Origin of the sequence: Cryobacterium sp. M91, from assembly GCF_002929615.1 — a bacterium.
Classification (GTDB): Bacteria; Actinomycetota; Actinomycetes; order Actinomycetales; family Microbacteriaceae; genus Cryobacterium; species Cryobacterium levicorallinum.
Genome location: NZ_PJJT01000090.1, coordinates 310,584 through 322,603, shown reverse-complemented (window position 1 = coordinate 322,603; position 12,020 = coordinate 310,584). Strand labels below are relative to the sequence as shown.

The window sequence follows — 12,020 nt, the reverse complement described above, 5'->3', positions numbered from 1 at the left end:
GCTAGTACCGCACTCTCGGGTCAATGAGCGCGGCAATGATGTCCACGATGAAGTTGGACAGGGCCACGATCACAGCGAGGAGCGCCACAATGCCCTGAACGGCCACGAAGTCACGTGCCTTGATGAATTCAATGAGCATGAAGCCCAGCCCCTTCCACTCAAAGGTGGTCTCGGTCAGTACAGCGCCGCCGAGCAGCAGGGCCACCTGCAAGCCGATGACGGTGATGATCGGGATGAGCGCGGGGCGGTAAGCGTGCTTGCTGACCAGCCGAAACTCATTTACACCACGCGAGCGGGCGGCATCCACATAGTCGGTGCCCAGGGTACCGATGACGTTGGTGCGCACCAGGCGGAGGAAGACGCCCGCGGTGAGCAGTCCGAGTGCCACCGCGGGAAGCACAGCGTGCAGCAGCACATCGCCGAAGACGGCGGGATTGCCCGTTTTCAACGCGTCGATGAAGTAGATCCCGGTCTTGTCGGGCAGGAACCCCATCTCCAGTTCCGAGCTGACGGTCGCCCGACCGGCGACCGGCAGGACCTTGAGCCAGACAGCGAAGACAAGTTTCAACAGGAGTCCGGCGAAAAACACCGGGGTGGCATAGAAGAGAATGGCGGCCACGCGCAGGAAGGCATCGGGCGCCTTGTCCCGCCAGTACGCTGCAACCATGCCGAGGGGAATACCGACGATGAACGCCACGATGAGCGCGTAGAACACGAGCTCGGCCGTAGCGGATCCGTAGGTGAGCAGTACCTCGGACACCGGACGGTTGGTGCTGATTGTCGTGCCGAAGTTGCCGGTGAAGACCTGCCCGAGGTACTCGAAATATTGGATGAGGATGGGTCGATCATAGCCGGCCTCTTTAATGAGGACGGCGAGCTGGTCGGGACCGAGCTTTCCGCCGAGCGCGGCGGTGATCGGGTCTCCCGTCGTGCGCATCAGCCAGAACACCATCGACACCAGAATAAAAATGGTGGGGAAGATGAGGAGGAATCGTACGAGGAGGTAACGGCCTATGCCACCGCCCGGGCTGGTGTTCTTCTTGGAACGCCCGGCCGCCGGCATGGGCGGCTTCATCGCCACAGTGGTCATTACTACCTCACAATTGCACAAGAATCGGGGGTATCCAGCGCTATCAGCACTAGATACCCCCGGTGATCAAACTAGAGAAAACTCTAGCCGTACTACGTTCTAACCTTTGGCAAGCGCGCCATAACGGAACTTGAAGGACGCGTCGAGCGTGTCTTCGGTCCCGGTGATGCTCGGCCCAGTGATAGCGACCTGTGCTCCCTGGAGCAGCGGAACGGTGGAGAGTGCAGCCGCGACCTTGTCCTGGATTTCCTCGATGAGCGCGGTGCGCGCCTCGGGGTCATTCGTGACGGCCTGTTCTTTGATCATGGCATCGACCTCGGCGTCGTCGTAGTGGTTCTGGAGAAAGTTGTTCTGGGCGAAGAACGGCGTCAGGTAATTGTCAGCGTCGGAGTAGTCCGGGAACCAGCCAAGCTGGTAAGCGGGGTAGACGTCAGCTACTCGGTCTTTGGAGTACTGAACCCACTCGGTGGACTGCAGGCTGACCGTGAACAGGCCGGAAGCATCCAGCTGGTCCTTGATCAGCGCATACTCGTCGCTCGAGCCGGGGCCGTAGTGGTCCGCGTTGTACTGCAGGTTGAGTGCGACCGGGGTGGTCACGCCGGCTGCGGCGAGGTCTGCCGCGGCCTTCTCAATGTCCGGTCCGCCCTCACCGTCGCCGTAGAGACCCTTGAGCGACTCGGTGGCACCGGTCATGCCAGCGGGAACGTAGGAATACAGCGGGGTGTAGGAGCCCTTGTAGACCTGGTCGGCGAGTTCCTCGCGGTCAACGATATCGGCAACGGCCGCGCGCACTGCGAGTGCCTTGGCCGGGTCGGCGTCAGCGGTCGTCGTGCCGAAGGGCTGCGTGTTGAAGTTGAAGGTGATGTAGCGGATCTCGCCGCCGGGGCCGTCAACGACGCTGACAGCGTCGTTGCCGCGAAGGTCGTCAATGTCGGTCGCCGACAGGCTGCGCCATGCGACGTCGATGTTGCCTTCCTGAATGTCGAGCTTGAGGTTGGACGCGTCGGTGTAGTACTTGACGTTGATGACGTCGGTCTTGGCGGCGCCGAGCAGGCCCTGGTAGCCCGCGTAGGCCGTATACGAGAGCAGGTTGTTGAAGTCGTAGCTCGTCAGCACATACTGGCCGGCAAAGGCCTCGGCTGCGACAATGTCGTCGTCGGAAGTAACCTCCGTCGCGGAGAAGGAGTCCTCATCCACGATGACGCCGGCGGGGCTGGACAGGATCTGCGGGAAGATTTGGTCGTTTCCGGCCTTCAGGGTGAAGACGACCGTGGTGTCGTCGACGGCCTCAGTGCTCTCGAGGTTGCCCAGGAGGGTGGACGGGCCCTTTTCGTCGGCGATGGCCAGCTGACGATCGAAGCTGAACTTGACGTCGGACGCGGTGAGCGCGTTGCCGTTGGCCCATTCGAGGTCGGGCTTGAGGGTGACGGTGTATTCCGTCGGTGAGGTGAACTCGGCGCTGACGGCGATGTCGGGCTCGACATCCGCTGTGCCGTAGGCGCTGTTCATCAGGAACGGGAAGACCTGGGTCTGCACCGAGAAGGAACCGGAGTCATACGAGCCGGCCGGGTCGAGCGTGGTGACCTTGTCTGTGGTGCCGATTGTGATCGGGCCGCCTGCGTTGTCGGTAGTCGTGCTGCCGCCCGCTGAGCAACCGGCCAGTACCAGCGCCGCGACCGCGAAGCCTGCTGTGGCAGCGAGAGCGCGCTTGCCGTTAGTGAATGCGGATGTCATATCCGTCGTCCTCTTCCTGTAGAAGTCTCATGACCAGGAGAACCCGAGAATGGGCGCAGCTGTTCATTGCTGTTAGCCAAGAATTAGCACAGAATGCGCGGATTGCCATGATCAGCCGCAGCTTCTTTACGTATCTGCAACAAAGTCGTTGCTCATGCACTGACTCAGAAGTTGCGCGTGGGTCACTCGTCGCGGAGGGCGCGTCGCTCGGCCTCGACGCGCACGAGTTCGCGCTGGAGCGTGCGGTATATCTCGGTCTCGCTGGCATCCGCTCGTTGCAGTCGGCCGAGCAATTCGGCCTTGAGGCGCAACAGGTCTTTGTCAATGAGCACGATGGTGATCTCGCGCACGTAGCGGGTGACATCTTTCTCGGTGCGCTCGGGCAGATTGGCCATGGCGAGCTCCTGAACAAGGTTCTTCAGGGTGTCCGGAACCTCCGCGACGACGCGATCGAGCCAGTCGGGCGCCTCGAAGTGCGGCAAGCTCGAGGCGATCGCGTCGCGCACCACTGCGAGAGAGCTATTCGCAAAGGATGTCTGCACCGCGCTGTCGAGGATGTCCCGGCCGATCAGCGTTGGGCGCTGCAGCATGGCCATGAGGCCGTCGCGCTCGAGTCGGGTGACCGGGTCGCCGGGCAATTCGACCAGCGAGAAGGGGCGCTCCGGCAGCACTTCGACCGCGCCGGCATGCCGGGGAGCGTTTGGCCCGCCGCTCGCCGAAGAGCGCGCTCCGGACTGGGCGTTGGTGACGGCCCTGGCAACCTCGCCCAAATCGACGCCGAGCATGCGCGAGAGTTCCCGGGTGTAGCCGGGTCGCAGCACCGGGTCGCGAATATCGCCGACGATGGGGGCTGCGGCACGCAGGGCGGCCGTGCGACCCTCGACCGTGTCGAGGTTGTACTGGGAGAGGATCTGCCGAATCATGAACTCGAACATCGGCTTCTTCGCGTCGACCATTCTCCTGACCGCATCATCGCCGCGCTGCAGGCGCAGGTCGCAGGGGTCGAGGCCCTCCGGGCCGACCGCGACGTAGGTCTGAGCGGAGAACCGCTGCTCCTCACTGAAGGCGCGCATGGCGGCCTTCTGACCGGCAGCGTCGGGGTCGAAGGTGAAGACGACTTCGCCGACACCGGAATCATCGCCGAGCACGCGGCGTAACACCTTAATGTGGTCGACGCCGAACGAGGTGCCGCAGGTAGCGACCGCGGTGGTGATGCCGGCCAGATGGCACGCCATCACGTCGGTGTAGCCTTCGACCACGACGACCTGGTGACTGCGCGAGATGTCGCGCTTGGCGAGGTCGAGGCCGTAGAGCACCTGAGCCTTGTGGTAGACCGGGGACTCGGGGGTGTTGAGGTATTTCGGGCCCTTGTCGTCGTCGAGCAGCTTGCGCGCTCCGAAGCCAATGGTCTGCCCGGTGATGTCGCGAATCGGCCAGACCAGGCGCCCACGAAAACGGTCGTAGATGCCGCGATCGCCGCTCGAGACCAGACCGGACAAGGTGAGTTCCTCGGTGGTGAAGCCTTTGGCGCGGAGGTGGTTGGTCAGTTCGTCCCAGCTCTTGGGCGCAAACCCGACGCCGAACCGGGTCGCGGCGGCAGCGTCAAAACCGCGCTGCCCCAGAAACGCCCGGCCGACCTCAGCGCCCGCGCTGCCGAGCTGGTCGATGAAGAAATCGGATGCCACCTGGTTGGCCGCGAGCAGGCGGGCACGATTGCCGTGGTCCGGGGCCGCTCCGGAACCGTCTTCGTAGTGCAGGTCGAGGCCGACCCGACCGGCAAGCCGCTCAACGGCCTCACTGAAGCTGACGTGGTCCATCTTCTGCAGAAAGGAATAGACGTCGCCGCTCTCGCCGCAGCCGAAGCAGTGGTAGAAGCCAACCTGCGGACGCACGTGAAAGCTGGGGCTGCGTTCGTCATGGAAGGGGCAGAGACCCTTCATCGAACCGACACCGGCGGACTTCAGGGTGACATAGTCACCGATGATGTCCGCGATATTAGTACGGGCCTTGACCTCTTCGATGTCGCTTTGTCGAATCAGTCCAGCCATAGGTAAATTGTATCGGTGCGCGCCGACAGCACCGACGCGAGGCTAGAGGGCGCGCTGCAGCAGCGTGATGAACATGGCGTCGGTGCCGTGGCGGTGCGGCCACAGCTGAACGCTGCCGGTACCGGCGGGCAGATCGAGGTTGGCGGCGCTGAACGACTGCACGACGGCAGCCGTGTCGAGCGCCGTCACGGTTCCGCCGGCCTTGCGCACCGCCAGGGCGACGATCGCGCGGGTCTCGGCGGTGTGCGGCGAGCACGTCACATAGGCCAGGATGCCGCCGGGCTTGAGCGCGAGCAGGGCCGCGTCGATGAGTCCGGACTGCAAACCGGCGAGGTCGGCAACGTCCTTGGGCTGCTTGCGCCAGCGCGCCTCTGGCCGGCGGCGCAGAGCGCCGAGGCCCGTGCACGGCGCGTCGAGCAGAATGCGGTCGAAGGTGTCCGGGTGCGTCTGGCCGATGGTGGTGCCATCCACTTCCCACACCGGAACCGTTTCGGGCAGAGCCGCGAGGGCGGTGCGCACGAGGATTGCCCGGGCCGGTACGAGCTCGTTCGCTACGAGCACAGCTCCCCCGGCGCGTGCTTCGGAGGCGAGCAGGGCGGCCTTGCCGCCGGGGCCGGCGCAGAGGTCGAGCCAGCGCTCCCCCGGAATGATGGGCCGCGCCCGGCTGAGCGCCAGGGCGGCGATCTGCGAGCCCTCGTCCTGCACCCGAACGCGGCCTTCCGTCGCGGTCACCAGATGGTACGGGTCGCCGGAATCCAGCACGAAACCGACCGGCGAGAACTCGTCGGCGAGGCCGAGGCGTTCGCGATCTGCGGCGGTCGCGAGACCGGGCAGCGCCACCATGTTGACCTTGGCCGCCATATTGTCGGCGGCGAGCAGGTCCGAGAGCTCGCTTTCATGGCCCTCAGCCTGCAGAGCCTTGCGAAAAGCGCGCACGATCCAGGCCGGGTGGGAGAATTCGGCGGCGAGCCGGTCATCGGCGTTGACCGAGCCCTCCAGCACCAGATCGCGCCATTCCTCAGCGCTCGAGCGGGAGATGGTGCGCAGCACCCCATTGGTGAATCCCGTCGCGGAGCGTGAGCCGACCTGCTTGGCGAGCGAGACCGATTCGTTGACCGCGGCATGGGTGGCGACCCGCGTGGCGAGAAGCTGGTGGGCGCCGAGGCGCAGCACATCGAGAATTGCGGGATCGATCGCGCTGACGGGACGGTTCGCGGCGAGGGCGATCACGCGGTCGTAGAAGCCCTGCATGCGCAGGGTGCCGTAGGTGAGCTCGGTCGCGAGGGCGGCATCCGCTGTATTGAGAGCGGCACGCTGAATACGGGTCGGCAGCAACAGGTTCGCGTAGGCGTCGGACTCGCGGACGGCGGCGATCACCTCGTAGGCGATGCGGCGGGCCGGCTGCACGAAATCGGCCGGGGCCTGGCGCGCGCGCGGGACACCGCCAGAGTACGCAGATTCGGCGGCGCTGTCGCCAGCCGACCCGCCAGAACGCGCCGCGCCGGCATTGCCTCTTCCCCCCGTGCGATCGTCGCTCATAATGCGATCACCGATTCTGCTGCCACTCCGCGCCACCAGTCATTCGCTGTCATTGCTGTCTTTCCGGCCGGTTGCACGCGCAGCAAAACCAGAGGTTCGGTCTGCGTGCCCACGAGCACTGTTTTATCACGCTGCAGAACAGTTCCGGCAGGCAGGTTCGGCTCGTCGACGCTCGGAGCGACCTCGAGAAGTTTGAGAACGGCACCGTTCACCGTGGTGAACGCGCCGGGTTCGGGGGTCACGCCGCGAATACGGCTATAAACGGATGCTGCCGGCTGGTCGAAATTGATGCGCGCGTCGTCCCTGGTCAGTTTCGGCGCGAGGGTGACTTCGCCGGTCTGCGGCACGGCCACGGCAGTACCGGCCGCGAGCTCGCCCACGACCCGCAGCAACAGTTCGGCGCCACTGTGGCTGAGCTCGTCGAGAAGTATTCCCGATGTGGAATGTACGCCTAGGGGCCGGGAAAAGCTTCCGAACACATCGCCCGCATCGAGCTCGGGCACCAGCTGGAACACGGCAGCACCGATCAGCTCGTCCCCGGCGATCACGGCGCGCTGAACCGGAGATGCCCCCCGCCACCGCGGCAGGAGGGAGAAGTGCAGGTTGATCCAGCCGAGGCGCGGCACCGAGAGCAGTGGTTCGCGCACGATTCCGCCGTAGGCGACGATGACGCCGAGGTCGGGCTGCAGAGCACGGATAGTCTCGGTCGCCTCGGCGTCGAGCCGGTTGGTCTTGAGCACCGGGTACCCCCGCTCCGCGGCAGCCAGCGCGACCGGCGACGGGGTGAGGGTGCGCTTGCGTCCGAGCGGGGCATCCGCTCGGGTGATGACGGTCACAATCTCGTGATCGGTACCGGCCAGGGCCGTGAGGCTGGGTACGGCAACCTCCGGCGTGCCGGCAAAGACGATTTTCATTTAGAGCAGCTCCGGGTCATCGAATCGAACTTTAAGTGTAGGTGCCGGTTGGAACGAACCGGACTTCGGCTTGCGGCGCTTGGCGGCGTTCCGAACGACCGCGGCCTTGAGCGCATGGGCCACCTCATCGCCGCGGGCATAGCCGAATCGAACTACCGCACGAACCAGTGGCGCCTCGGTGTCGACTGGGCCGAGCACATCGAGGCCGGCCACCGCACCGAGATCAGCGAGGGCGGCGTCGACATCGGCGGCGGTTCCGGTGACGGAGGCGACGCGCACTGCCGGCGGAAACCGCAGCTGGCGGCGGTCGGCGAGCTCACTCGCAGCGAAGATGTCCGGGTGCCAGGCGTTGAGCGCGCGGGCGAGCGCCCCGCCGACTCCGGCGAGGATCACGGGAGCGCCAGGGGCGGCGAGGGCGGCGGCGTTGGCCCACCAGCGCAGGCAGTCCTCGCCGACGCGCAGGGATTCCCGGGCGAGCATGCGTTCGCCATCGAGAATGAGAATGGCGCGATAGCCTCCGGTCGGAACCGGTTCGGCGCCGCGGGTCGCGATGACCAGGGCCGGCTCGGCCCCGAGTGTCTGAATGGTGTGGTCGCCGTCGGCGACGATCACCCGGGCCCCCGGGAAAGCTCGGCCGAGCTCTTCGGCGGTGCGTCCGGTGCCGAGCGTCACCACACGCAGTTTGGTGCCCTCGCAGTGCGCGCAGGTCCAACCGGCCGCGAGTGCGCCGCACCAGCGGCAGGACGGCACGGCCGACGCCGATTTAAGCCCGAGCGGGCCCTGGCAATGCGTGCAGCGGGAGGCCTTCTTGCAGCTTTGGCAGGCGAGCATGGGCGCATAGCCGGGGCTCGCGACCTGCACGAGCACGGGGCCGTGGTCCAGCGCCTCGCGGGCGGCTTGCCACGCCGCCGAGGGGATGCGGGCTGCGCGGGTCTGCTGGTCGGGCTCGGATTGAAAGTCGGTGGGGATAATGCGCGGGTGCCGGCCGGCAGCCGGATTCACGTCGGCGAGGTAACCCAGCTCGACCAGCCGCTGGGTTTCGACGCTGCGCGAATGGCCGAGAAAGACCAGGGCGCACTCGGTGTTCTGCTGACGCACCAGGGCCGCGTCGCGGGTGTTCACGTAGGGGCTGAGCGGCTCGGTGTAGAGCGGGTCGCCGTCGTCCCAGACGGCGATGAGGCCCAGGTCCTGCGCCGGGGCGTAGACGGCCGAGCGGTTGCCGAGGATGATGCGCGGTTCCGGTTGCAGGCAGGCGAGGAAGGCGCGGTAGCGGTCGGGGTTCGGCTGGCGGGCGTCGACCCGGCTCAGCGGCAGGGTCGGGGCGAGCTGGGCCACGGCGGCCTGCACCTGGTCCTGGTCGCGAAAGTCGGGAACGCAGAGGATGGCGCTCTGCCCGGCACCGAGGGTGGCGACGGCGAGTTCGGCGAGGGTCTGCGCCCAGCGGCCGATGGTCGTGCCGTCGTCGAGCTGCGTGAGTTCGGGGATCGCGGAGACGGCAACCCGGTGGTGCTCCATAATGACGCTGTCGAGGCGGCCGGTCGGGTAGCCGACGAACGCGGGAGTCGCCAGGGCAATCGAGACGGGCGACGGTGTCGGAATGGCGGTCTCGACAGGCTCGACCAGCGGATGGTTCGGTGCCGAAGCGGGTGGCGGTATCGGGACGGCGGTCTCGGAAGGCGCGGCTGGCATAACCGGTGCGTCCGGGACGGCAGGCTCCGGAGCGGCCGAGAAACCAGGCTGCCGTGCAACGGGTAGAACAACGGCAGCAGCAGCCCGCGCCGCCAGCCAGGCCTTTTCAACTCGCACTTGGCGCGGCGGCACGGCGAGACGGATGATGTCACTCGCGTTCCCCGCCGCCCGATCCGCTAGTCGGCGCGCTAGCTTCCAGACGGCCGGCGTGAGTACGACCGCCGTGGAAACGACCGAGTCAAGCGGGCTGAGCGCGCCCCGGTAGGCGGCATCCGTTGTCGAAGCGGACTCGACGCAAGGATCAAACAGCTCGATCACATAGGCGTCGACGACCCGCCCACCGGAGCGAAACGGCACCTTGACCCGCACCCCGACAGCCACCTGCCCGACCAGTTCGGCGGGTACGCCGTAGTCGAACAGGTGGTCAAGCTGCGGCAGCGGGGAATCGATCAGCACCCGTGCGATCAGGCCGGTGTGCGTCATGATGAGGCCAGAGTTCAGAGGCCGGCGGCGCTGCGCAGGTCGTCGACCTTGTCGAGGCGCTCCCAGGTGAAGTCGGGAAGCTCCCTGCCGAAATGGCCGTAGGTGGCCGTCTGCGCGTAAATGGGACGCAGCAGGTCAAGGGAGTGGATGATGGCGGCCGGGCGCAGGTCGAACACCGCACGAATCGCCGAGGTGATCTCCTTGTCGGGCAGTACGCCGGTGCCGAAGGTTTCGACGTAGAGTCCGACCGGGGAGGCCTTGCCGATCGCGTAGGCGACCTGCACCTCGAGGCGCTCGGCCAGGCCGGCCGCAACTGCGTTCTTGGCGACCCAGCGCATGGCATAGGCGGCCGAGCGGTCGACCTTGGACGGGTCCTTGCCGCTGAACGCTCCGCCACCGTGTCGGCTCGATCCGCCGTAGGTGTCGATAATGATCTTGCGACCGGTGAGGCCGGCGTCGCCCTGCGGGCCGCCGATTTCGAAGCGGCCGGTGGGGTTGATCAGGGTCGACAGCGATGACGAGTCAAGGTCGATGCCCGCGAGCACCGGGCGAATCACGAGCTCTTCAACCTCCGCGCGCAACCGCTCCGTGGTCACGGACGGCGCGTGCTGGGTCGAGACCACGACGGTCTCGACCGTACGCGGAATGATGCCGTCGTAGCCGATGGTGACCTGGGTCTTTCCGTCGGGGCGCAGGTAGTCGAGCTCGCCGTTTTTGCGCACGAGGGCCAGTCGTTCGGCCAGCCGGTGGGCGATCCAGATCGGGATCGGCATGAGTTCGGGCGTCTCGCGCGTGGCGTAACCGAACATGATGCCCTGGTCGCCCGCGCCTTGCCGATCGAAGTCGTCGAGGCTGGACTGCTCGCGCGTCTCGAAGGCATTGTCAACGCCCTGGGCGATATCGGGCGACTGGCCGCCGATGGAGATTTCGACACCGCAGGAGCGGCCGTCGAACCAGACGTCCGACGAGTCGTAGCCAATGTCGGTGATGCACTTGCGCACAATCAACGGGATCTCGACGTACGCCTCGGTGGTGACCTCACCGGCCACGTGCACGAGGCCCGTGGTGACGAGGGTCTCGACGGCGACCCGGCTGTGCGGGTCGTCGGTGAGCAGGGCATCGAGAATGCTGTCGGAGATCTGGTCGCAGATCTTGTCGGGGTGACCCTCGGTGACTGATTCCGAGGTGAAGAGGCGAAGATCGCTCATCTGGCCCGTCTCTGTAGATGTTGATGAACTACGTGTAAAAAACGTAGAAGTTGAATGTGGAGCCGGTCTGTCGAAGCCGCGGCTAACCGATCAGGTCAAGTATGCAATTGGCCACCGACATTTTGCTTCCGGAGGCCTCGTTCACTATAACTCCGCCGTGATCGAGCACCGTGACGGTGTTACGTTCCGTGCCGAAACCGGCGTCCAAGCCGACCCGGTTCACCACTAGAAAGTCGCAGCCCTTGCGGGCGATTTTCCCGCGGCCGAGCGCGATCAGCCGGTCGGCATCCGCTTCGGTTTCGGCAGCGAAGCCGATGATCTGCTGACCCGGTCTGCGGGAAGCGGACAGTCCGGCCAGAATATCCGGGTTTTTGACCAGTTCGAGCGTGAGGGTGTCGCCGACCTCGTCTTTCTTGATCTTGCCGAGCTGGACGCTCTTCGGCCGGTAGTCGGCGACGGCGGCGGCCATGATGATCACGTCGGCCGATGCAGCGGCCGTTGTCATGGCCTTCAGCATCTCCTGGGCGGTGCCCACCAGCACGCACGACACGCCAGTCGGAACCGGCACCTCGAGGTTGGCCGCGACCAGAGTAACCCGAGCCCCACGGGCGAGCGCAGCCTGGGCGAGCGCAACACCCTGCTTGCCACTGGACCGGTTGCCGAGGTACCGCACCGGGTCGAGCGGTTCCCGGGTACCGCCGGCGCTGATCAGCACGTGTCGTCCAGCGAGATCCTGCCGAGCAGATGCCGCGGCCTCCCCCGCAGGCGGCTCCCGATCAAGAATGGCCAGAGCCACCGCAACGATGGTCTCCGGTTCCTCCATCCGGCCGGCGCCGGAGTCGGTGCCGGTCAGGCGGCCGACACCGGGGCCCACGATGGTGATGCCGCGCGAGCGCAGCACCGCCACGTTCGCCATGGTCGCCGGATTGTTCCACATTTCGGTGTGCATGGCCGGTGCGATCACGAGCGGCGCGGTGCTGGCCAGGATGGTATTACCGAGCAGATCGTCAGCGAGGCCGGCGGCGAGCTTGGCGATGCTGTTGGCGGTGGCTGGGGCGACCACGATAAGGTCGGCGCCCTGGCCGATGGCCACGTGGCGTACCTCGGCGACCCCCTCATAGAGGTCGGTGTGCACCGGATTGCGGGAGATCGCCTCGAGCGTCGGCTTACCGACAAACCGCAGGGCGGCCGCGGTGGCGACGACGTGCACGGAGTCGCCGTGCAACACAAAAGCGCGCACAATGTTAACGGCCTTGTACGCTGCGATGCCGCCGGTGATACCGACGACGATCGTGCGAGGTGTCTTCATTCTGCG

The 12,020-nt window shown here is 66.1% G+C and carries 8 protein-coding genes; all 8 read right to left on the bottom strand.

Features of this window, described 5'->3' with window-relative positions:
- Nucleotide 1: 1 nt before the first annotated feature.
- Entirely contained in the window at nucleotides 2–1,075 is a 1,074-nt protein-coding gene (locus CXY80_RS17170) for an ABC transporter permease (RefSeq protein ID WP_369828720.1), read from the bottom strand.
- 114 nt (nucleotides 1,076–1,189) lie between these two features.
- Nucleotides 1,190–2,824: an ABC transporter substrate-binding protein gene (locus tag CXY80_RS17165; protein WP_104133174.1), complete on the bottom strand. Its 1,635-nt coding sequence runs from the start codon at nucleotides 2,822–2,824 to the stop codon at nucleotides 1,190–1,192.
- 182 nt (nucleotides 2,825–3,006) lie between these two features.
- Nucleotides 3,007–4,872: a DNA primase gene (gene dnaG / locus CXY80_RS17160; RefSeq protein WP_104133173.1), complete on the bottom strand. Its 1,866-nt coding sequence runs from the start codon at nucleotides 4,870–4,872 to the stop codon at nucleotides 3,007–3,009.
- Between the two features lie 42 nt (nucleotides 4,873–4,914).
- Nucleotides 4,915–6,411 carry an RsmB/NOP family class I SAM-dependent RNA methyltransferase gene (locus tag CXY80_RS17155; RefSeq protein WP_092449087.1) on the bottom strand — a complete coding sequence of 499 codons (1,497 nt, stop codon included), beginning with the start codon at nucleotides 6,409–6,411 and terminating at the stop codon, nucleotides 4,915–4,917.
- Entirely contained in the window at nucleotides 6,408–7,325 is a 918-nt protein-coding gene (gene fmt / locus CXY80_RS17150; RefSeq protein WP_104133172.1) for a methionyl-tRNA formyltransferase, read from the bottom strand. The genes CXY80_RS17155 and fmt overlap by 4 nt, the downstream gene beginning before the upstream one ends.
- Nucleotides 7,326–9,497 (bottom strand): primosomal protein N', encoded by a 2,172-nt coding sequence (locus tag CXY80_RS17145; protein WP_158251697.1) that lies wholly within the window; start codon nucleotides 9,495–9,497, stop codon nucleotides 7,326–7,328. It lies immediately after the preceding gene.
- A 14-nt stretch (nucleotides 9,498–9,511) separates the two neighbouring features.
- Complete coding sequence (gene metK, locus CXY80_RS17140; protein WP_092449089.1) at nucleotides 9,512–10,705, bottom strand: methionine adenosyltransferase; 1,194 nt, start codon at nucleotides 10,703–10,705, stop codon at nucleotides 9,512–9,514.
- Between the two features lie 82 nt (nucleotides 10,706–10,787).
- Nucleotides 10,788–12,014 carry a bifunctional phosphopantothenoylcysteine decarboxylase/phosphopantothenate--cysteine ligase CoaBC gene (coaBC, locus tag CXY80_RS17135; protein ID WP_092449090.1) on the bottom strand — a complete coding sequence of 409 codons (1,227 nt, stop codon included), beginning with the start codon at nucleotides 12,012–12,014 and terminating at the stop codon, nucleotides 10,788–10,790.
- Nucleotides 12,015–12,020 lie beyond the last annotated feature (6 nt).

Excerpts from the sequence above, each read along its gene's own strand:
- CXY80_RS17170 (WP_369828720.1), bottom strand. The coding sequence starts at position 1,075 with ATGAAGCCGCCCATGCCGGCGGCCGGGCGTTCCAAGAAGAACACCAGC.
- CXY80_RS17165 (WP_104133174.1), bottom strand. The coding sequence starts at position 2,824 with ATGACATCCGCATTCACTAACGGCAAGCGCGCTCTCGCTGCCACAGCA.
- dnaG (WP_104133173.1), bottom strand. The coding sequence starts at position 4,872 with ATGGCTGGACTGATTCGACAAAGCGACATCGAAGAGGTCAAGGCCCGT.
- CXY80_RS17155 (WP_092449087.1), bottom strand. The coding sequence starts at position 6,411 with ATGAGCGACGATCGCACGGGGGGAAGAGGCAATGCCGGCGCGGCGCGT.
- fmt (WP_104133172.1), bottom strand. The coding sequence starts at position 7,325 with ATGAAAATCGTCTTTGCCGGCACGCCGGAGGTTGCCGTACCCAGCCTC.
- CXY80_RS17145 (WP_158251697.1), bottom strand. The coding sequence starts at position 9,497 with ATGACGCACACCGGCCTGATCGCACGGGTGCTGATCGATTCCCCGCTG.
- metK (WP_092449089.1), bottom strand. The coding sequence starts at position 10,705 with ATGAGCGATCTTCGCCTCTTCACCTCGGAATCAGTCACCGAGGGTCAC.
- coaBC (WP_092449090.1), bottom strand. The coding sequence starts at position 12,014 with ATGAAGACACCTCGCACGATCGTCGTCGGTATCACCGGCGGCATCGCA.